Source organism: Scandinavium sp., assembly GCF_051650185.1.
In the GTDB taxonomy this organism is placed as follows: Bacteria; Pseudomonadota; Gammaproteobacteria; order Enterobacterales; family Enterobacteriaceae; genus Scandinavium.
This window is the reverse complement of sequence record NZ_JBOFIN010000125.1, coordinates 1-20563: the sequence shown is the minus strand read 5'-3', so window position 1 is coordinate 20563 and position 20563 is coordinate 1. Positions and strand designations below refer to the sequence as shown.

The following is a 20563-nucleotide window of genomic DNA, read 5'->3' as shown; positions in this document are numbered from 1 at the left end:
GGCGTCTGTTGGCGACTGACGTATAGCTCAGGCTTTATTGTCCACTTTAGCGCGGGCTTCGTCACGAAGTTCTCGTCGCAAAATCTTTCCGACGTTAGATTTCGGCAGCTCATCGCGGAACTCAACCAGCTTCGGCACTTTGTATCCGGTCAGCTGACGGCGACAGAATGTGATCAGCGCTTCTTCGGTCAGCGAGGCGTCTTTCTTAACCACGAAGATCTTCACGGCTTCTCCACTGCTGCCAGAAGGAACGCCGACAGCGGCCACTTCCTGCACGCCTGAGTGCTGCATCACCACGTCTTCAATTTCGTTTGGATAGACGTTGAAGCCCGATACCAGAATCATGTCTTTTTTGCGATCAACGATGCGCATAAAGCCCTCTTCGTCCATCACCGCGATATCACCGGTATGCAGCCAGCCGTTCTTGATAATTTCATCGGTGGCATCCGGACGCTGCCAGTAGCCCAGCATCACCTGCGGGCCTTTGACGCACAGTTCACCCGGTTCGCCCGGCGCGACTTCGTTATTGTCATCGTCCACCAGCTTCACTTCCGTAGAAGGCACCGGCAGGCCGATGCTGCCGCTGTGATAGTCGATATCGTGCGGGTTCACGCTCACCAGCGGCGCGCACTCCGTCAGGCCATAGCCTTCCAGCAGATAGCGCCCGGTCAGCTTAACCCAACGTTCAGCCACGACTTGCTGAACCGGCATGCCCCCACCCGCAGAAAGGCGCATGGTGGAGAAATCGAGCTGCTGGAACTCTTTGTTATTCAGCAGCGCATTGAACAGCGTGTTCACCCCCGTAATGGCAGTGAACGGGTATTTTGCCAGCTCTTTTACCAGACCCGGAATGTCACGCGGATTGGTGATCAGCAGGTTTTGGCCGCCCAGCTCAATAAACAGCAGGCAGTTCATGGTCAGCGCAAAGATGTGATACAGCGGTAGCGCAGTCACCACCAGCTCTTTACCAGGATGGAACAGCGGCCCGTAGGTCGCGTGAACCTGCGCGAGGTTTGCCAGCATATTGCGGTGCGTCAGCATTGCGCCTTTGGCAACGCCGGTTGTCCCGCCGGTATATTGCAGGAACGCCAGATCTTCAGAGACCACTTCAGGTTTGACGTACTGCATCCGGTAGCCCTGTTGCAGAGCGCGACGGAAGGAGATGGCATCCGGCAGATGGTATTTCGGCACCAGACGCTTGATGTATTTGACGACGAAGTTAACCAGCGTGCCTTTGGCCGTTGAAAGCTGATCGCCCATGCGCGTCAGGATCACGTGGCGAACCTGCGTTTTCTCGACAACTTTTTCCAGCGTGTGGGCAAAGTTGGAGACAATCACAATCGCGCTGGCACCGCTGTCATTGAGCTGATGTTCAAGCTCACGCGGAGTGTAGAGTGGATTCACGTTCACGACAATCATGCCAGCCCGCAGAATGCCAAACAGCGCCACCGGATATTGCAGCAGGTTCGGCATCATCAGCGCCACACGGTCGCCTTTTTGCAGGCCAAGCCCTTCTTGCAGCCAGGCGGCAAACGCACGGCTGCGCTCTTCGAGCTTACGGAATGTCATCACCTCGCCCATGTTGGTAAACGCGGGCTGGTCGGCAAAACGGGTTGTCGCCTGTTCGAACAGATCTACCAGGGATTGATAACGGTCAGGATCGATCTCCGCCGGCACATCAGCGGGGTAACGGTTAAGCCAAACCTTTTTCAATGCATCACCTCTGAAATGAGAATTCGTCGTCATCACAACCCCTGTTAATAAACAAGTCATTAACAACATATTAACTAATCGTACCAGTTTATTAATTAAACGGATTTAAGGTTGCGAAGCGCGTCACTATTTATTTTTCTTATGTCCGGGAGTCCATCCCGCCAAAAAGAAACAGCGGACCAGCCGCTGTCACTTAAGCTAATAAAAACAAGCTATTATTCAGTTACGATAGTCTGCACCTGCGCCGGGCCTGGATTGTACCAGCCCCACCCGCCGTAACCAGGATAACCACAGCGATGGCGGTAGCAGCCGCCACCCCAGTACGGATCAATCGGCTGTGGCGGCATCACCACCTGCTGCGTGATGCGCCAGCGTTTGAAGCCAGCGGCCTGCATAACCATGTAGGTATATTCCGCCGAGCCAATTTTCCCTTTTTGGGTGCCGGTAATCGGCCCCACCACGGTGACCAGCTGATTACGGAAATCAACAGGGTCGAGGAAGCCATTCACATCGGCGTAAATACGTCCGCGGGAAGGCGCACCAAGTGCAGGTCGAGCCCCTTCATCCAGCGGGACGGTAGCAATTTCAAGCCGGGTTTTGCCCTGCTGGTTCAGCACGTTAACGACTTTCCCGCCAAAACGCGCTTCCTGACCGACATACAGCTGCGGGGCCGCCATTACTCGGGTCAGATCCTGTTGCGGTGTTGGGCTGGTGCCTTTGATTTCATCGGGAACGGAAACGCAGCCACTCAATGCAGCCATAACCAACCCTGTCAGTAATCCACGCACTACCCGTTTTTGACTCGCCATGGTGCGACTCCTTTATTCTCAGCGATATATACTGAGATTCATTCCCGGCCAGGAAGTTTCTTCCACGCCACTTCATTGCGTAAATAAACCGGTTCGGCATGCTCGACCGCAACAGTGTGGCCCAGAGAAAGCTGGTGTACAGCCAGTGGCAACATGTCTTGTGCCGCAGGTAATAAAACGTCGCCATCAATCAACGTTACCGCGCTGTCAGCGGCCATATCCGGCCATGCAGCCCAGCCTGTTCCAACAGTAGCCCACTCGCCGCTAAGTTGCTTCAACCGGGCGTTAACGGCCTCTGGTTTGAGCACAGCTTCAGTCGCTTCGCCCTGCCAGATGCCCTGCTCATCACGCTGATATTCAGCCCAATACACTTCCCCCATGCGAGCGTCAATCGCGGCCAGCACGCGGGTCGCGCCAGTCTTGCGAAACGCACCCTGCGCCATGGTGGCAAGCGTTGAGACGCCGATCATCGGCAGATTCGCCCCCAGCGCCAGACCTTGTGCAATGCCAATCCCGATGCGCACCCCGGTAAAACTGCCCGGGCCACGGCCAAACGCCAGCGCATCAAGCTCGGTGAGCATGACGCCGGTTTCAGTCAGAGTATCCTGCACTAAAGGCAGAATGCGTTGGGTGTGTTCGCGTGGACAAAGCTCGAAATGAGCACTGATGGCACCGTCGTTCCACAGGGCCGCGGAACAGGCCTCAGTGGCGGTATCAATAGCCAGAATTCGCATAGGACGTTGCGCTCTCGCAGGTAGCGTTCAATAAAAAAGGCGCGCATCTTAACACAGTTCGTCACAAATTACGTTAGTGACAACCCGGCAAGAAAGCGCACGGCGCGGCTGATATCACGGGTTCGTGGCGTGGGCGGTAAGCTCGACAGGAACACAGCCCCGTAAGGACGCATCACCAGACGGTTATCGCAAATCACCAGCACGCCACGGTCGTCCACATCACGAATTAAACGCCCGACACCCTGCTTCAGGGTAATCACCGCATCTGGTAACTGCACTTCATCGAAAGGATCGCCGCCGCGTAAGCGGCAATCTTCCATGCGTGCTTTCAGCAGCGGATCTTCCGGTGAGGTGAATGGCAGCTTATCGATAATCACTAACGAAAGCGTATCGCCGCGCACATCCACACCTTCCCAGAAGCTGCTGGTCGCAACCAGTAGCGCGTTACCCGCACTCACGAACTGTTGAAGCAACTGGCCTTTGCTGGTTTCGCCCTGCAATAAGACCGGCAAATCCAGCATGGCACGGAAATGCTCCGCCAGCTCGCGCATCATGGCGTGCGAAGTGCAAAGCATAAAACAGCGGCCGTTGTTCGCTTCAATCATCGGGCGCAGCATGGTCGCCAGTTGCTTGGCGCCACCGGGCTGATTCGGTGACGGTAAGTTTCGCGGCACGCACAGCAAGGCCTGGGTCGCATAATCGAAGGGGCTTGGCAGCAGTAGCGATTGCGCATCATCAATGCCAAGGCGAGCGGTAAAGTGATGCAAATCGTCATTTACCGATAGCGTCGCGGAGGTGAAAATCCAGCTCCCCTCTTTTTGTGCCATCACTTCTTTAAATTTGTCGGCGACCGTCAGCGGCGTTAACGCCAGCGTGAAATGCCGGGAAGTACATTCATACCAGTAGCTGAAGCCAGGCTGGTTGATCTCTTTTAAACGTTTGAGCCGTGCGCGATAAAGCGTGGCGCGTTCAAATGCCGCATCCAGCAAGGCGGAGCGGCCTAGAGAAAGTTTCGCCACGTCATAACAGAGTTCGAGCGCATCATCGAGCAGCAGCAGCGCTCGCTGAATGCCGCTGTCAGCCAGAAGCTCGCGCAAATTGCCGCGATAGCCTGGCTCACCCAGCTGCAGGCGAAAATCCTGCGTCGCTTGGGCCAGACGGTCGGAGCACTTTTGCAACTGCTGGGTGTCTCTGAGCTCAGTGCGGTAGGCAATGGTGATGTCTTTTGCCATATCCAAAAGCTGGCGGCTGGAAAGCGACTGACCGAAATACTGGCTGGCGATATCCGGAAGCTGATGAGCTTCATCGAAAATCATCACTTCAGCCTCGGGGATCAGCTCCGCAAAGCCGCTCTCTTTCACCACCATATCAGCAAGGAACAGGTGATGGTTCACGACCACCACGTCGGCATCCATCGCTTTTTTACGCGCTTTCACCACAAAACAGTCTTTGTACAGCGGGCAGTCACTGCCCAGACAGTTGTCATTGGTACTGGTAACCAGCGGCCAGGCCTGTGAGTCTTCCGCCACGCTAACGCAGGTGCTGATATCGCCATCCACAGTCTGATTTGACCAACTACGCAGAAGAATGACATCGCTCAGCGTCTGAACTGGCAAATCGCCACCGGCTAACGCCTGCTGTTCAAGGCGCTCCAGACAAAGATAGTTTGAGCGCCCTTTCAACAACGCGACCTTGCCCTTAAATTCCAGGGCTTTGGCCACCGTCGGTAAATCGCGACTGTAAAGCTGATCCTGCAAAGCTTTAGAGCCCGTAGAAATAATGACTTTTTTATTGGCGCGCAGCGCAGGGGCAAGGTAAGCGTAGGTTTTGCCTGTGCCGGTGCCCGCTTCAACCACCAGCGGACGCGTTTCATTGATGGCGTGCGTAACCGCCTCAGCCATCTGCCGCTGCGGTTCGCGGGGTTTAAATCCGGGGATCGCTTTCGCGAGCTGCCCGTCTGTTGCAAAATCGTCCGTCACACTGCCCCCTGTAAATCTGGACAGTGATTATGTCAGTGCAGGGGGCGTTGTGCCAGCCAAATGGGTGACGCAGCCGCCACATTGTGGCACTCTTGCCGCGTTTAAATGGAAGCCTAAGAGGACACTGAAATGACGATTGTTCGTATTGATGCAGAAGCCCGCTGGTCTGATGTTGTCATTCACAACCAGACTATCTACTACACCGGCGTACCGGAAAACCTGGATGCGGATGCATTTGAACAAACCGCCAATACCCTGGCGCAGATTGATAAAATCCTGGAAAAACAGGGTAGCGATAAATCTCGCATTCTCGACGCGACCATTTTTCTCGCTGATAAGGCAGATTTTGCTGCGATGAATAAAGCGTGGGATGCGTGGGTGGTGGCCGGTCATGCGCCGGTGCGTTGCACCGTGCAGGCCGGGCTGATGAAACCTCAGTATAAGGTTGAGATTAAAATCATCGCGGCTGTCTGATTTTGCCCTTTGCCGGGTGGCGCTAAGCTAACCCGGCCTACAAAAGCCGCAAAATGGCAGTGAGTAGGCCTGTGCAAGCTTAGCGCCGCCAGCCAGTCAGCCAGCCAGAATTACTCGTCTTCGTCTTCGTCCTCGTCTTCATCCTCGAAGCGCGCGACGATCTGCTCGCCGGTATGATTCGCGCGTAGCTCCTGAGCCACCAGTTGAATTGCTTCCCCGCTACTCATTCCCTGTGTCATTAATTCCTGAATGCGCTCGACGGCTTGTTGCTGCTGCTCATGACTCAGTGAAGGTAAACCTGCAAACATGGTGAACTCCTGCTACATTGTGGACGCTTATTATTTCATGCCACCTGCCACATAGCCAGCAGGCGGCGCAGATGGATTGAGGTCGATGTTGTCCCCTGCTGTCATTACGCTTCCCTGGCGCGCTGATGCCGCTGAACACTATTTTTCCCCGCTTTCATCCCGGCCCTGGGCAATGCTGCTGCACTCCGGGCACGCAGACCATGCTCACAACCGTTTTGATATCGTGGTCGCCGATCCTGTTGCGACGCTGCAAACCTGCGGAAAGATCACGCGCATTGAAGAAGACGGGCATAGTTGTGAATCTGCCGATGATCCGTTGTTGTTACTGAAACAGGCCCTCATAAAGCATCAGATTAACCCGACTATAAATGCGGATTATCCTTTCCAGGGCGGCGCACTGGGTTTGTTCGGTTATGATCTTGGCCGCCGTTTCGAATCCCTGCCGGAACAAGCCGGGGCAGATCTTGATACGCCAGATATGGCCGTCGGGATTTATCGCTGGGCGTTGATTGTCGACCATCACCGCGAAGTGGTGTCTTTATTGAGCTATGACGACCCGAACCTTCGCCTCGCCTGGCTTGAAAGCTGTTCAAACGCGAAGCCCGTCGATTTCGCGCTGACTTCCGCCTGGCAATCCAACATGACTCGCGAAACATACGGCGAAAAGTTTCGCCAGGTGCAGGCGTATCTGCAAAGCGGCGACTGTTATCAGGTCAATCTTGCCCAGCGCTTTCAGGCCGAGTATCGCGGCGACGAGTGGCAGGCCTTTAAGCATCTGAACGCCTCAAACCGTGCGCCTTTCAGCGCGTTTCTGCGCCTGCCTCAAAGCGCTATTTTGAGTCTTTCGCCTGAGCGTTTTATTCACCTTGAGGCAGGACATATCCAGACGCGCCCCATTAAAGGCACTCTGCCGCGGCTGTCCGACCCGGTCGCCGATGCGCAACAGGCAGAAAAGCTCCGGCTTTCGCCAAAAGATCGGGCGGAGAATCTGATGATTGTGGACTTGATGCGCAATGATATTGGCCGCGTTGCCGTGCCCGGCAGCGTTCGCGTCCCCGAACTGTTTGTCGTTGAACCTTTCCCGGCGGTGCATCATCTGGTGAGTACGATAACGGCTGAATTGCCCGGTCATCTGCACGCCACCGATCTCCTGCGCGCAGCGTTTCCTGGCGGTTCGATAACCGGCGCGCCGAAAGTCAGAGCGATGGAAATCATTGATGAACTGGAGCCGCATCGCCGCAATGCGTGGTGTGGCAGCATTGGCTATCTCAGCTTTTGCGGCACAATGGATACCAGCATTACTATCCGTACTCTGACGGCCACTCAGGGTAAGCTCTCTTGCTCCGCAGGTGGCGGTATCGTCGCCGACAGCGAAGAGCAAGCGGAATATCAGGAAACTTTTGATAAAGTCAACCGTATCCTGCGACAACTGGAGTCTTAACGCATGCAGCACCCGGACCTTAAACTTGATGAGTTTATTTCCCGCTTTCAGCTTTTGCGCCCGCAGCCAACCAGGGCGTCACTGAATCAAAGACAAGCGGCGGTGCTGATCCCCATCGTGCGCCGGGAAGAACCGGGCCTGCTGTTGACCAAACGCTCTTCGCAACTGCGTAAACATGCCGGGCAAGTCGCTTTTCCCGGTGGTGCAGTCGACAGCAGTGATGCGTCGCTGATTGCGGCCGCACTGCGTGAAGCGCAGGAAGAAGTCGCGATCCCCCCCTCTTCGGTTGAAATTTTGGGCGTGCTCCCACCCGTGGATAGCGTCACAGGTTTTCAGGTCACGCCTGTCGTGGGCATCATCCCGCCCGACCTTCATTATCATGCCAGCGAAGATGAAGTGGCTGCGGTGTTCGAAATGCCGCTCGCCGAAGCACTGCGTCTTGGGCGCTATCACCCGCTGGATATCCATCGTCGCGGCAATTCACACCGCGTATGGCTCTCGTGGTATCAGCATTATTTTGTCTGGGGAATGACCGCAGGCATTATTCGTGAGCTGGCGCTGCAAGTCGGTCTTAAACCTTAGCTATACTGTGGAATAGCGCTGATGTGATCCGCCTTACGCTATTAGTAAATTCAAGGTGAAGCATTAGTTTAATTCATGTGAATAGTTAAGCTGCGTTACCGGTTCCCTCTTACACTATGCGCAGTTATTACATCGTTATCGGAGCTTTCCGGTAACCCTGTCAGGAGTGTTAGCGTGATTAGTATATTCGACATGTTCAAGGTGGGGATTGGCCCCTCATCTTCCCACACTGTAGGCCCGATGAAGGCCGGTAAACAGTTCGTCGATGACCTGGTCGAAAAGGGAATGATCGATGACGTTACCCGCGTGGCGGTTGACGTTTATGGTTCACTGTCATTGACCGGCAAAGGCCACCATACCGATATCGCCATTATTATGGGTCTGGCAGGCAACATGCCCGATACCGTCGATATCGACGCCATCCCGGCGTTTATCCGTGATGTAGAATCCCGCGGGCGTCTGCTGCTGGCCCAGGGCCGTCGCGAAGTGGATTTCCCGCAGGATGACGGCATGCGTTTTCGCAGTGACAACCTCTCCCTGCATGAAAACGGCATGTCGATTCATGCTTTCGCGGGCGAGAAAGTCATTTACAGCAAGACCTATTACTCTATCGGCGGTGGTTTCATCGTCGATGAAGAGCATTTTGGGCAGGACGTCAGCGGTGATGTGAAGGTGCCGTATCCGTTTAAGTCTGCCAAAGAGATGCTGGACTACTGCAAAGAAACCGGCCTGTCACTTTCCGGCATGGTGATGCAGAACGAACTGGCGCTGCACAGCAAAAAAGAAATTGAAGACTATTTTGCTAACGTCTGGCAGACCATGCAGGCCTGTATCGATCGCGGTTTAAATACCGAAGGCGTGTTGCCTGGGCCATTGCGTGTTCCACGTCGTGCCGCAGCACTTCGTCGTATGCTGGTCAGCCAGGACAAAACCAACAGCGATCCGATGACCGTCGTTGACTGGGTCAACATGTTTGCGCTCGCCGTTAACGAAGAAAACGCTGCGGGTGGCCGTGTGGTCACCGCGCCAACCAATGGCGCATGCGGTATCGTTCCGGCGGTGCTGGCGTACTACAACCACTTTATCGAGCCGGTTAGCCCGGAAAGCTACATTCGCTATTTCCTCGCGTCCGGTGCAATTGGCGCGCTGTACAAAATGAACGCCTCTATTTCTGGCGCAGAAGTCGGCTGTCAGGGTGAAGTGGGTGTGGCCTGTTCGATGGCCGCCGCTGGCCTTGCAGAACTGCTGGGCGCAAGCCCTGAACAGGTTTGTGTGGCCGCAGAGATTGGCATGGAACACAACCTCGGCCTCACCTGCGACCCGGTCGCCGGACAGGTGCAAGTGCCATGTATTGAGCGTAATGCGATTGCCTCCGTGAAGGCCATCAACTCCGCTCGTATGGCTATGCGCCGCACCAGCGAACCGCGTGTTTCACTCGATAAAGTCATTGAAACCATGTACGAGACCGGCAAAGACATGAACGCCAAATACCGCGAAACCTCGCGCGGCGGTCTGGCCATCAAAGTGCAATGTGACTAAAACCCCCCTCGCCCATCTCCCACAGATGGGCGATTTTTTATACCTCTCCCCTTTTTTTAGCCATAGAGCACTACACTTGCTCTGTTAACACTGACATTCTGGTCGGCGTTCAGCGGAGTGGATGCGCGTCATGCAAACAGCTCAAAACCTGATCATGGGGTATCGCCGCAAGCGAATTGTGATTTGCTTGCTGGTTGCGCTGTTGGCTTTATTCCTGACCTTTGGCCTGCGATTTATTTCGCAGCGCAGCGTAAATCAGCAACGGATCGACGCCTATGCCCGCCATGCTGTGGAAACTCTCGACAAAGTATTGATGCCAGTTGCCGGGAAACGTCATGAACTGGTGAATCTGGTCGGGCAAAGCTGTGAAGCGGTTCACCTGCCGATGCGCAAACAAGCCGCCGCATTGCAAACCTTGCGTTCTATCGCGTTGGTTAAATCTGGCGTGATTTACTGCTCCAGCGTCTTCGGCGATCGTGATGTCGCCCTGCGGGAAAATCAGCCCGAACTGCCTTCTGCGCAATCCAGATTGCTGCTGTCGATTGACCAGTCTCTGATTAAAGGCTCGCCCATTCTGATTCAGTGGTACCCGTCCTCCGCTGACGGCGAGGATGGGGTCATGCTGACGATAAATATTCATCTCGTGAGCTCCCTTTTACTGGAGCCTCAACAACCCATGATCCAGCGAGTAATTGTCTCGGTGGGTAACCGGTACTACAGCGAATCACAGGGGATAAGCGATCAGCTACAGCTGACTGACGACGAAAAGGTTGTCACTCGCCAGTCCGAGCTTTTTCCGTTCAGTATCAGCGTGACCACGCCTGGAGCAACAGCGCTGGCGCTGGATGATCTCCCGTCACAGGCTCCGTTGGCGCTTATTCTTAGCCTGTTGCTGGCGGGCATTTCGTGGTTTGCGACAGCCGGAAGGATGAGTTTCACGCGTGAAATCACGGTTGGCATGGCGAGACGCGAATTCGAACTTTATTGCCAGCCACAGCTGGATACCCGCACTCAACGGTGCAACGGCGTGGAAATTTTGCTGCGCTGGAACAACCCTCGCCTGGGCTGGATATCCCCTGAAGTTTTTATTCCTGTGGCAGAGCGAGAAAACCTTATCGCGCCGCTGACGCGCTATGTGATCAGTGAAACCATTCGCCAGATTGGCTATTTCCCGGCAGACCCGCGTTTTGATATCAGCATTAACGTTTCCTCAAGCCACTTTCTGCAGGGTGCTTTACTGCGGGATGTGAACCAATACTGGTTTAACGCGCGCCCTCAGCAACAGCTTGTGCTTGAGATTACAGAGCGTGACAACCTTCAGGGCGTGGATTACAGGCTGGTGCGGGAACTGCATCGCAAAGGCGTGCGCCTGGCGATTGATGATTTTGGTACGGGCAGCAGCGCGCTTTCCTGGCTGGAACAGCTTCGGCCGGATATTCTCAAAATTGATAAATCCTTCACCAATGCGATTGGTACCGACGCGGTGAACTCAACGGTGACGGATATCATTATTGCTTTGGGTCAGAGGCTGAATATTGAACTGGTGGCTGAAGGGGTAGAAACGCCACAGCAGGCGCATTATCTGCGTCGCCATGGCGTTCATTTTTTGCAGGGCTATCTTTATGCTAAGCCGATGCCCGTCGCGGATTTTCCTCGCTGGCTCGAAGGCGGTTCTTCCCCACCGAAGGAGCATAACGGGCATGTGCTGCCCGTTATATTGTGAGGTTTACTCTTCTTCTTCGTCGTGAAGCGAGGGTTGTTTCACCACGCGAACCAGGTCGACTCGATAGTTATTCGCTTCAACGATGGTTATCTCCAGCGGCGGGACGCTCAGCACATCACCGGCCTGTGGAATATGACCGTTCACAGCAATCGCCAGGCCTGCCACGGTGGCGATATCATCGTCGTCATTACGCAGATGATCCAGTCCCAGAACCTGCTGTAAGGCGTGCAGGTCTGTGCCACCTTTCACCAGCCACCCGTCGCCGTCGGCGACGATTTCTGGCGTTTCGTCAGCATCCGGGAATTCACCCGCGATGGCTTCCAGCACGTCCAGCGGTGTCACCAGACCCTGCACCATACCGAACTCGTCGGTCACGATAACAAAGCTGCCGCGGGCGCGGCGCAGAACGCCTAACAAATTAATCGGATCCAGCGTTTCTGGCACCACTATCGCCGGTGAAGCAGAAGCCATCGCGGCGACATCTTCGCCTGCTTCCAGCGCCACCAGCATCTCTTTGGCACGCACTACCCCGACGATTTCGTCCAGCTCACCGCGACACACCGGGAACAGGCTGTGCGGCGAAGACAACAGCTGCTGGCGGATTTCATCCATGCTCAGGTTGGCATCGACCCAGCTGATTTCGCCGCGCGGTGTCATGATGCTGCGCACTGAACGCGAAGCCAGCGTCAGCACGCCGTTGATCATGTAGCGTTCTTCATCAGCAAATGCCCCTTCCGGCACAGGCACAGCCACCGGGTTCTCGGCATCGTGCTGCACCACGTTTTGCTTGCGGCCGCCCATCAGACGGAGGATCGCATCAGCGGTACGGGCGCGCAGCGGCACGTTTGACTGGTGCTTGATGAAGTTACGACGGGCAATCTGGTTAAACAGTTCGATGATTATCGAGAAGCCAATCGCGGCGTACAGGTAGCCTTTCGGAATATGGAAACCAAACCCTTCTGCGACGAGGCTCAGGCCAATCATCAGCAGGAAGCTCAGACACAGTACGACCACCGTCGGGTGCTGGTTGACGAAGTTAGTCAGCGGCTTTGACGCCACCAGCATCACAATCATCGCAATCACCACGGCCGCCATCATCACCGGCAGATGGTTCACCATGCCCACGGCGGTGATCACCGCATCAAGGGAGAACACGGCGTCCAGCACCACAATCTGCGCGACAACCACCCAGAAGCTGGCATAACCCTTGCCGTGCCCTTCGTCATGTTGACGGTTTTCCAGTCGCTCATGCAGCTCAGTCGTGGCTTTGAACAACAGGAAAATACCCCCGAACAGCATGATCAGATCTCGTCCCGAGAACGAATAATCCATGACGCTGAACAGCGGTTGGGTCAGGGTAACCATCCACGAAATGACCGACAGCAGGCCAAGACGCATGAACAGCGCCAACGACAGACCGATTAAACGCGCTTTATCACGCTGTTTGGGTGGCAGCTTGTCGGCCAGGATGGCAATAAACACCAGGTTATCGATACCAAGAACAATCTCCAGGACGACCAGCGTCAGCAGGCCTGCCCAGATTGAAGGATCCATTAAAAGTTCCATGAATAGCTCCTGCTAACGGCAATAGTTGTCATCGCCTTGTCAACAACAGACGTGACTATCTCGGTGCGACTGGATGGGGAACGGGGTGTGGCAGCTTCGTGCCAGGTGGTGAACTGACGTCGGTGACGGTCCATACTTCGGGCTATGCCCTATACTCCTGTGTATTTAAACGGAAAGTAAACATATCAGACAGAATGCATAACCGGAAAAAAATTTACGTCTTTTTGCATTCGTCCGATGGGTTTTGTCGGTGATTTTTTGCGCTCCAAAATTATTCCCGCTGGATGAGTAAATTACGGATCTTCATCACATTAATTATTTTTTCACTATCTAAAATAATTCACGGAAGTAATAAACATTTTTACTCTAACCCCTATCTGAATCGATTCGGTCACCACCAACGGTTCATCAAGCGTCCGAACTTTAGACGCAACGATAATAAAGGAGGTAGCAAGTGACGATTGCTATTGTAATAGGCACACATGGTTGGGCTGCAGAACAACTGCTGAAAACGGCAGAAATGCTGTTGGGTGAGCAGGAAAACGTGGGTTGGATCGATTTCGTGCCTGGCGAGAATGCAGAAACGCTTATCGAGAAGTACAACGCACAGCTCGAAAAACTCGACACCAGTAAAGGTGTGCTGTTTCTCGTTGATACATGGGGCGGCAGCCCGTTTAACGCTGCAAGCCGCATTGTCGTCGATAAAGAGCATCACGAAGTTATCGCGGGCGTAAACATCCCTATGCTGGTTGAAACGCTGATGGCGCGTGACGACAACCCAACGTTTGACGAGCTGGTCGCACTGGCGGTGGAAACCGGTCGCGAAGGCGTGAAAGCGCTGAAAGCAAAACCGGCAGTGAAAGCAGCACCGGCGGCAGCGCCTGTTGCCCAGAAAGCTGCGGCATCCGAGAAACCAATGGGCCCGAATGACTATATGGTTATCGGCCTGGCGCGTATCGATGACCGTCTTATCCACGGCCAGGTTGCAACCCGCTGGACTAAAGAAACCAACGTCACCCGCATTATCGTCGTCAGCGACGAAGTGGCGGCAGATACCGTTCGTAAAACGCTGCTGACTCAGGTTGCGCCTCCGGGTGTGACCGCGCACGTTGTTGATGTGGCGAAAATGATCCGCGTCTACAACAACCCGCAGTATGCAGGCGAGCGCGTCATGCTGCTGTTTACTAACCCGACCGACGTTGAACGTATCGTTGAACAAGGCGTGAAAATCACCACCGTGAACATCGGGGGTATGGCTTTCCGTCAGGGTAAAACTCAGGTCAACAACGCCATTTCTGTTGATGAGAAAGATATCGAAGCCTTCAACAAACTGAATGCGCGCGGTATCGAACTGGAAGCGCGTAAAGTTTCCACCGATCAGCGACTGAAAATGATGGATTTGATAGGCAAGGTTGGCAAATAAGTCCGGCACTGTCTGTTCACTGAATTTTCAACCTTAAGACTTACGTTATAGGAGAAGTACAATGGAGATTACCACTCTTCAGATTGTGCTGGTGTTCATCGTCGCGTGTATTGCGGGTATGGAATCGGTACTCGATGAATTTCAGTTCCACCGTCCGCTGGTCGCCTGTACCCTGATTGGCGCCGTTCTTGGTGACATGAAAACCGGTATTATCATCGGTGGTACCCTGGAAATGATCGCCCTGGGCTGGATGAACATCGGTGCGGCGGTTGCCCCTGATGCCGCACTGGCGTCCATCATTTCAACCGTTCTGGTTATCGCAGGACATCAAAGCATCGGTGCAGGTATTGCACTGGCTATCCCACTGGCAGCAGCAGGCCAGGTTCTGACCATCATCGTTCGTACTATCACCGTAGCCTTCCAGCACGCGGCAGATAAGGCGGCAGAGAATGGCAACCTGACGGCGCTGTCCTGGATCCACGTCTCTTCCCTGTTCCTGCAGGCAATGCGTATCGCTATTCCGGCGGTTATCGTGGCTATCTCCGTAGGAACCAGCGAAGTACAGAGCATGCTGAATGCGATCCCTGAAGTGGTGACAGGCGGCCTGAACATCGCCGGTGGCATGATCGTGGTTGTGGGTTACGCAATGGTCATCAACATGATGCGTGCTGGCTACCTGATGCCGTTCTTCTACCTCGGCTTCGTTACCGCAGCATTCACCAACTTCAACCTGGTTGCTCTGGGTGTGATTGGTGCCGTCATGGCAATTCTGTATATCCAGCTGAGCCCTAAATACAATCGCGTTGCGGGTGGCCCGGTACAGGCTGCTAACAACGATCTCGATAACCAACTGGACTAACAGGTGAGCGAAATGGTTGATATCACTAAAACTACCACTGAGAAAAAACTCACTCAGAGTGACATTCGTGGCGTGTTCCTTCGTTCTAACCTGTTCCAGGGTTCATGGAACTTCGAACGTATGCAAGCGCTGGGCTTCTGCTTCTCCATGGTGCCGGCTATCAAACGCCTGTATCCGGAAAATAACGAAGCGCGTCGTCAGGCGATTAAGCGTCACCTGGAATTCTTCAACACCCATCCTTACGTTGCCGCTCCGGTACTGGGCGTGACGCTGGCGATGGAAGAACAGCGTGCAAACGGCGCAGAGATTGACGATGGTGCCATCAACGGTATCAAAGTCGGTCTGATGGGTCCGCTGGCAGGCGTGGGTGACCCAATCTTCTGGGGTACCGTCCGTCCGGTATTTGCGGCACTGGGTGCCGGTATCGCGATGAGCGGCAGCCTGCTCGGCCCACTGCTGTTCTTCATCCTGTTCAACGCCGTGCGTCTGGCAACCCGTTACTACGGCGTGGCTTACGGCTACCGTAAAGGTGTGGACATCGTTAAAGATATGGGCGGCGGCTTCCTGCAGAAACTGACTGAGGGGGCGTCAATCCTCGGCCTGTTTGTCATGGGGGCATTGGTTAACAAGTGGACGCACGTGAATATCCCGCTGGTGGTGTCGACCATCACCGGTCAGGATGGCCAAACTCGTGTGACCACCGTGCAGACTATCCTTGACCAGCTGATGCCGGGCCTGGTACCGCTGCTGCTGACCTTCGCCTGTATGTGGCTGCTGCGTAAGAAAGTGAACCCGCTGTGGATCATCGTTGGCTTCTTCGTCATCGGTATCGCGGGCTACGCGGTCGGCCTGCTGGGTCTGTAATAACGCGTTGTTCAGCCGGGGCCATCGTGCCCCGGTTTTTTATTTCTGGAGGTTCAATGACAATCACGGATTGGGTGCTGGTGCTGTTTATTGTGGCCCTGCTCGCGTACGCCCTTTACGATCAGTTCATCATGCCGGGCCGCCACGGTGCCACGCGGCTTGCCATTCCCCTGCTCCGCCGTGGACGCGTTGATGGCCTGATTTTCGTCGGTCTGGTCGCTATTCTGATTTACCAAAACATCAATGCCCACGGTCAGTTAATCACCACATGGTTATTATGTGCTCTGGCCTTAATGGGGTTATATCTGTTCTGGATCCGCACGCCAAAAATTATTTTTAAACAAGATGGCTTTTTCTTCAGCAACGTGTGGATTGCTTATTCCCGAATCAAAGAAATGAATTTATCTGAAGATGGTGTTCTGGTTATGCAATTAGAACAACGGCGCCTGCTCATCAGGGTTAAAAATATCGACGACCTTGAACGCATTTACAAACTTCTTGTTAATTCTCAGTAAGTTATATTTATAGCCATGGCTATATACGCTGCTATATTGTGCAGGTAATTGTATAGCCATGGCTATATTCCCTCTTTTTATTCCCTCATATTTATTAACGATTCACTTACCTGTAAAGCCAAATGAAAATCGTTATCAATAAGTCATTTAAATAACGTCTTTTTGTTATTGTTTTATTTTCTCAAATTATGTTAAGGTTGCGCCCGTCGTTGGGGAGTAGCCGATTTCCTTTCCCGGAAATGTACGTGTCAACATACTCGTTGCAAAACGTGGCACGTACGGTTCATCAGCAAGATGATCAGGCGAGACCATAGACATACCACCTGCATCATGGCCGGATTATTCGGGCATGGGTTTACTGGGGGCAGTGGTGTGTCATATGGATATTTCCCCGGTCAGGACAAGCGATGAATCTCTCAGCCACTATCCTCCTAGCTTTTGGTATGTCGATGGACGCGTTTGCGGTATCGATAAGTAAAGGCGCTTCACTTCATAAACCGAAATTCTCTGAAGCTTTACGCACTGGCCTTATTTTTGGCTGTGTTGAAGCCATCACCCCGCTGATCGGCTGGGGCCTCGGCATGCTTGCCAGCCAGTTCGTGCTGGAATGGAATCACTGGATTGCTTTTGTCCTGCTGGTCTTCCTCGGCGGTCGAATGCTGATTGAAGGCTGGCGTGGAAATGAAGATGAAGAAGAGAAAGCCCCAAGCCGTCACGGTTTCTGGCTGCTGGTCACCACCGCGATTGCCACCAGTCTGGACGCCATGGCGGTCGGTGTCGGCCTTGCCTTCCTGCAGGTGAATATTGTGTTCACCGCGCTGGCTATTGGCTGCGCCACGCTGGTGATGACCACCATTGGCATGATGGTCGGACGTTTCATCGGCCCGCTGTTGGGCAAGCGAGCCGAGATCCTCGGCGGTATTGTGCTGATTGGCATTGGCGTCCAGATCCTCTGGAGCCACTTCGCCGGTTAATCTTCGCGCTGCCAGACCTGAATCAAAAAGTCGGTCTGGCAGTCAAATGTTTCGAGCCCCGCCAGTTTTTCCCATACTTCAGGTTTTGCCCGCCATGCGAACGGCGTCATCTGCAATAAAGCGACCGCTTCACTGCCCTTCAGCTTCATAGGATAGGCAAGCTGCTGCGTTTCACTCAGGCGGAAACCTGGAAGCACTTCGCTGTTGGCTTCATGCAGTCGAATTTCATCGTAGATTAACCCTTTGAGCTCCATCAGGTGGCGCGGCCCCGGCGTAGCTGTAATCACCACTCCGCCCTCTTTCACCACTCGTTTCAGCTCTTGCGGATTACAGGGCGCGTAGATGCGAACGACAGCATCCATGCAGGCGTCGCTAAAAGGTAAACGCTGGCTTGAAGCCACACAAAAATCCACCTGCGGATACCGCTTAGCGCCATAACGCACGGCGACTTTTGACACATCCAGCCCCCAGGTGTGCTCAGCATGTTCAGCAAAGACGTGAGTGTAATACCCCTCGCCACAACCGATATCGAGAATATTGGCAGCATTAACCTGCTTAAGCATCCCACTGATGGTGTCTCGCAGAGGCTGATAATGCCCGGCATCCAGAAACGCCCGACGCGCCTGCATCATCTCCGCGCTGTCACCCGGATCGCGCGAACGCTTGAACTGCACCGGCAACAGGTTCAGATAACCCTCTTTCGCCAGATCAAACTGATGGCGCTGCGGGCAGAAATAGCTGTTGTTATGGCGCTCAAGCGGTGCGTTACAGAGAGGACAACTCCAGGACATGATGACTCCGGTCACAGTAGAAAGGGCGAAAGTGTACCGCTATTCGCCCTTCAGGTGAATGGATTACAGCGCCGGAGTCTCGCTGTTGTCATGGTGCATCACGATGAGATTATCGGAACCCGGCGCAATGCCGTCCGGCATGACATTTTCCAGACGCAGCACATCGCCCATAATCTGGCTGAAGACTGGCGCAGAGACCGCCCCGCCGTAGTAATCTCCATTTTGTGGATCGTTGATGACCACCACCAGCGCATACTGAGGATTGCTGGCTGGCGCGACACCTGCGGTATAAGCGATATATTTGTCGATGTACTTACCATCCGGCCCAATCTTTTTCGCCGTACCGGTTTTCACGGCCACGCGGTAGTCATGCACCGCTGCCTTAATCCCTCCCCCGCCGGGCAGAGCCACGCTCTCCATCATATGTTCGACCTGATGCACAATCTCCGGCGACATCACCTGGTGACCCATAACCGGCGGATCGATACGCGTAATAGAGAGTGGGCGCTCCATGCCAAAACCCCCTATCGTGGCATACACATGGGCAAGCTGAAGCGGGGTCACCATCAGGCCATAGCCAAAGGCAAACGTCGCGCGGTCAAGCTGTCCCCAAAAGCGGCGTTGCCGCATGAGTCCCTGACTTTCACCGGTTAACCCTAATCCCGTCGATTGCCCAAAACCAAAGGCTTTATAGGTATCGAGCAGTCGCTGAATGGGCATCGCCAGTGACAAATGCGAAACGCCTGTGTCGCTCGATTTTTGCAAAATGCCGGTGAGTGTCAGTTCAGGATAGTAGCCCACATCGCGGATCCTGTGCCCGTCCACAACATAGGGATGCGTATCCACTACGCTGTCTGGCTGGACAATGCCCTGTTGCAGCGCGGTCATGATAACCAGAGGTTTTACCGTAGAGCCGGGCTCGAAGGTATCGCTGATGGCACGGTTGCGGAAATCGTCGAGTGTCGCCTTGTCGCGATTATTAGGATTAAAATCCGGGAAGCTCGCCATTGAGAGAATTTCACCGGTATTGATTTTAATTAAAACCGACGCGCCAGATTCCGCCTTATTCCAGCGAACAGCATTGTCCAGAGCATCTTCGGTGACGGTTTGCAGACGCTCATCAATACTGAGTTGCAAATTATGCGCTGGCACCGGCGTTTGCTCGGTCAGATTTTCAATGACCTGACCATGGCGATCTTTACGCACCAGACGTAACCCAGGTTTTCCCTGCAGTTGGGTATTGAAGCTTTTTTCAACGCCCTCAATACCCTGGTCGTCGATATTGGTGAAACCAATCAGATTTGCCGCCACATGCCCCGCAGGGTAAAAACGACGAGACTCATCACGCAGATTGATGCCCGGCAGATGCAGTTTTTCAATCCAGTTCGCCTGTTGGGGATCAACCTGGCGAGCCAGATAAAGAAAACGAGAGTGAGGATGCTGGGTAATGCGCGCTGTCAGGTCGTTAAGTGAAAGATGTAATGCATTCGCGAGTGCCTGCCAGCGGGCGTTGTAGCCGATGCCGCCCTTTTCTATGAGCGTTTGCGGATCGGCCCAAATGGCACTCACTGGCACGCTGACTGCCAATGGCCTGCCTTCACGATCGACAATCATACCGCGCGGAACATCAATGGGCTCTTCACGCAGTGAGCGCATATCTTCTTGTTTGACGAGATTATCCGGAGAAATGATTTGCAACCAGCCAACGCGCGCCAGCAACAGTCCAAGACAACATAAAATTCCCACACACACCAGCCCAAAACGGACAGGGGTAAAATGACGGCGATGGTTCTGCACTCCGGCTCCCGGGTTATAATTTACAACCCAATGATTTAACGTGAAAAGAGGCCAGGATAACCGCTAAACAATGCTAATAATGATGTGGATTTGCAACAAAGCGCGACAGCGGGGGAATACAGACATAGTTTGCAACGGACAGTAAAAAGCCCCGCTAAGAGCGAGGCTTTATGGCTGATGTCAAATAGAGATCAGTGGATTCGTAATCAGATAGCCGTTACGTTAACAGCTGCTGGGCCTTTCTGGCCGTCCTGAATTTCGAACTCAACGTTCTGGCCTTCAGCCAGAGTTTTGAAGCCGTTACCCTGGATTGCAGAGAAGTGTACGAACACGTCTTTGCTGCCGTCAGCAGGAGTAATGAAACCAAAACCTTTAGACTCGTTGAACCACTTAACTTGACCTTTAATCTTTGCCATTTGCAAAATTCCTTAGAGTGTTTTCTTCGCCCGTGGGCACTTACATAGCTAAAACT

General features: G+C 53.9%; 19 protein-coding genes and 1 riboswitch. Of the genes, 10 read left to right on the top strand and 9 right to left on the bottom strand.

Annotated features, from left to right (window positions below):
* Positions 1 to 27: 27 nt before the first annotated feature.
* The 4 genes from fadD to ACRCWW_RS16340 all read right to left on the bottom strand — a co-directional run bounded on the left by fadD (position 28) and on the right by ACRCWW_RS16340 (position 5235).
* Entirely contained in the window at positions 28 to 1713 is a 1686-nt protein-coding gene (gene fadD / locus ACRCWW_RS16355) for a long-chain-fatty-acid--CoA ligase FadD (RefSeq protein ID WP_438683417.1), read from the bottom strand.
* A gap of 215 nt (positions 1714 to 1928) precedes the next feature.
* Positions 1929 to 2522, bottom strand: a complete 594-nt coding sequence (locus ACRCWW_RS16350) for a Slp family lipoprotein (protein WP_438683340.1) — start codon at positions 2520 to 2522, stop codon at positions 1929 to 1931.
* Positions 2523 to 2560: 38 nt separating this feature from the next.
* Positions 2561 to 3256, bottom strand: a complete 696-nt coding sequence (tsaB, locus tag ACRCWW_RS16345) for a tRNA (adenosine(37)-N6)-threonylcarbamoyltransferase complex dimerization subunit type 1 TsaB (RefSeq protein ID WP_438683339.1) — start codon at positions 3254 to 3256, stop codon at positions 2561 to 2563.
* A 68-nt stretch (positions 3257 to 3324) separates the two neighbouring features.
* Positions 3325 to 5235, bottom strand: a complete 1911-nt coding sequence (locus ACRCWW_RS16340) for an ATP-dependent DNA helicase (protein ID WP_438683338.1) — start codon at positions 5233 to 5235, stop codon at positions 3325 to 3327.
* Positions 5236 to 5364: 129 nt separating this feature from the next.
* On the opposite strand from ACRCWW_RS16340, the gene ACRCWW_RS16335 reads away from it, so the two are divergent.
* Positions 5365 to 5709, top strand: a complete 345-nt coding sequence (locus ACRCWW_RS16335) for a RidA family protein (RefSeq protein WP_438683337.1) — start codon at positions 5365 to 5367, stop codon at positions 5707 to 5709.
* A 110-nt stretch (positions 5710 to 5819) separates the two neighbouring features.
* Here the strand turns inward: ACRCWW_RS16335 and ACRCWW_RS16330 are convergent, their stop codons facing one another.
* Positions 5820 to 6017 carry a YoaH family protein gene (locus tag ACRCWW_RS16330; RefSeq protein WP_438683336.1) on the bottom strand — a complete coding sequence of 66 codons (198 nt, stop codon included), beginning with the start codon at positions 6015 to 6017 and terminating at the stop codon, positions 5820 to 5822.
* Positions 6018 to 6102: 85 nt separating this feature from the next.
* On the opposite strand from ACRCWW_RS16330, the gene pabB reads away from it, so the two are divergent.
* From pabB to ACRCWW_RS16310, 4 genes are all read left to right on the top strand, one after another.
* The gene (pabB, locus tag ACRCWW_RS16325; RefSeq protein ID WP_438683335.1) at positions 6103 to 7458 is read left to right on the top strand and encodes an aminodeoxychorismate synthase component 1; all 1356 of its coding nucleotides are present in this window, start codon (positions 6103 to 6105) and stop codon (positions 7456 to 7458) included.
* Positions 7459 to 7461: 3 nt separating this feature from the next.
* Positions 7462 to 8040, top strand: a complete 579-nt coding sequence (locus tag ACRCWW_RS16320) for a CoA pyrophosphatase (RefSeq protein ID WP_438683334.1) — start codon at positions 7462 to 7464, stop codon at positions 8038 to 8040.
* Between the two features lie 174 nt (positions 8041 to 8214).
* Positions 8215 to 9579 carry an L-serine ammonia-lyase gene (sdaA, locus tag ACRCWW_RS16315; protein ID WP_404656761.1) on the top strand — a complete coding sequence of 455 codons (1365 nt, stop codon included), beginning with the start codon at positions 8215 to 8217 and terminating at the stop codon, positions 9577 to 9579.
* 130 nt (positions 9580 to 9709) lie between these two features.
* Positions 9710 to 11302, top strand: a complete 1593-nt coding sequence (locus tag ACRCWW_RS16310; protein WP_438683333.1) for an EAL domain-containing protein — start codon at positions 9710 to 9712, stop codon at positions 11300 to 11302.
* A 3-nt stretch (positions 11303 to 11305) separates the two neighbouring features.
* On the opposite strand, the gene yoaE is transcribed toward ACRCWW_RS16310, so the two are convergent.
* Entirely contained in the window at positions 11306 to 12868 is a 1563-nt protein-coding gene (gene yoaE, locus ACRCWW_RS16305; RefSeq protein ID WP_438683332.1) for a CNNM family cation transport protein YoaE, read from the bottom strand.
* 454 nt (positions 12869 to 13322) lie between these two features.
* Here yoaE and manX point away from each other — a divergent pair, with 454 nt between their 5' ends.
* From manX to mntP, 5 genes are all read left to right on the top strand, one after another.
* Positions 13323 to 14291, top strand: coding sequence for a PTS mannose transporter subunit IIAB (gene manX, locus ACRCWW_RS16300; protein WP_438683331.1), 969 nt, complete (start codon positions 13323 to 13325; stop codon positions 14289 to 14291).
* Between the two features lie 61 nt (positions 14292 to 14352).
* The gene (locus ACRCWW_RS16295; RefSeq protein ID WP_330983574.1) at positions 14353 to 15150 is read left to right on the top strand and encodes a PTS mannose/fructose/sorbose transporter subunit IIC; all 798 of its coding nucleotides are present in this window, start codon (positions 14353 to 14355) and stop codon (positions 15148 to 15150) included.
* Between the two features lie 12 nt (positions 15151 to 15162).
* Positions 15163 to 16014, top strand: a complete 852-nt coding sequence (locus ACRCWW_RS16290; RefSeq protein WP_330983575.1) for a PTS mannose transporter subunit IID — start codon at positions 15163 to 15165, stop codon at positions 16012 to 16014.
* Between the two features lie 56 nt (positions 16015 to 16070).
* A complete protein-coding gene (locus ACRCWW_RS16285) occupies positions 16071 to 16529 on the top strand; it encodes a DUF986 family protein (protein WP_438683416.1) in 459 nt (152 codons plus the stop codon).
* A 199-nt stretch (positions 16530 to 16728) separates the two neighbouring features.
* Positions 16729 to 16931, top strand: a riboswitch (yybP-ykoY riboswitch).
* 5 nt (positions 16932 to 16936) lie between these two features.
* Positions 16937 to 17503, top strand: a complete 567-nt coding sequence (gene mntP / locus ACRCWW_RS16280) for a manganese efflux pump MntP (RefSeq protein WP_404656757.1) — start codon at positions 16937 to 16939, stop codon at positions 17501 to 17503.
* Here the strand turns inward: mntP and rlmA are convergent.
* From rlmA to cspE, 3 genes are all read right to left on the bottom strand, one after another.
* Positions 17500 to 18294, bottom strand: coding sequence for a 23S rRNA (guanine(745)-N(1))-methyltransferase (gene rlmA, locus ACRCWW_RS16275; protein ID WP_438683330.1), 795 nt, complete (start codon positions 18292 to 18294; stop codon positions 17500 to 17502). The two genes, mntP and rlmA, sit on opposite strands and share 4 nt — an antisense overlap.
* A gap of 63 nt (positions 18295 to 18357) precedes the next feature.
* Positions 18358 to 20091, bottom strand: coding sequence for a peptidoglycan glycosyltransferase FtsI (ftsI, locus tag ACRCWW_RS16270; protein WP_438683329.1), 1734 nt, complete (start codon positions 20089 to 20091; stop codon positions 18358 to 18360).
* A 206-nt stretch (positions 20092 to 20297) separates the two neighbouring features.
* Positions 20298 to 20507, bottom strand: a complete 210-nt coding sequence (gene cspE, locus ACRCWW_RS16265; RefSeq protein ID WP_001062678.1) for a transcription antiterminator/RNA stability regulator CspE — start codon at positions 20505 to 20507, stop codon at positions 20298 to 20300.
* Positions 20508 to 20563 lie beyond the last annotated feature (56 nt).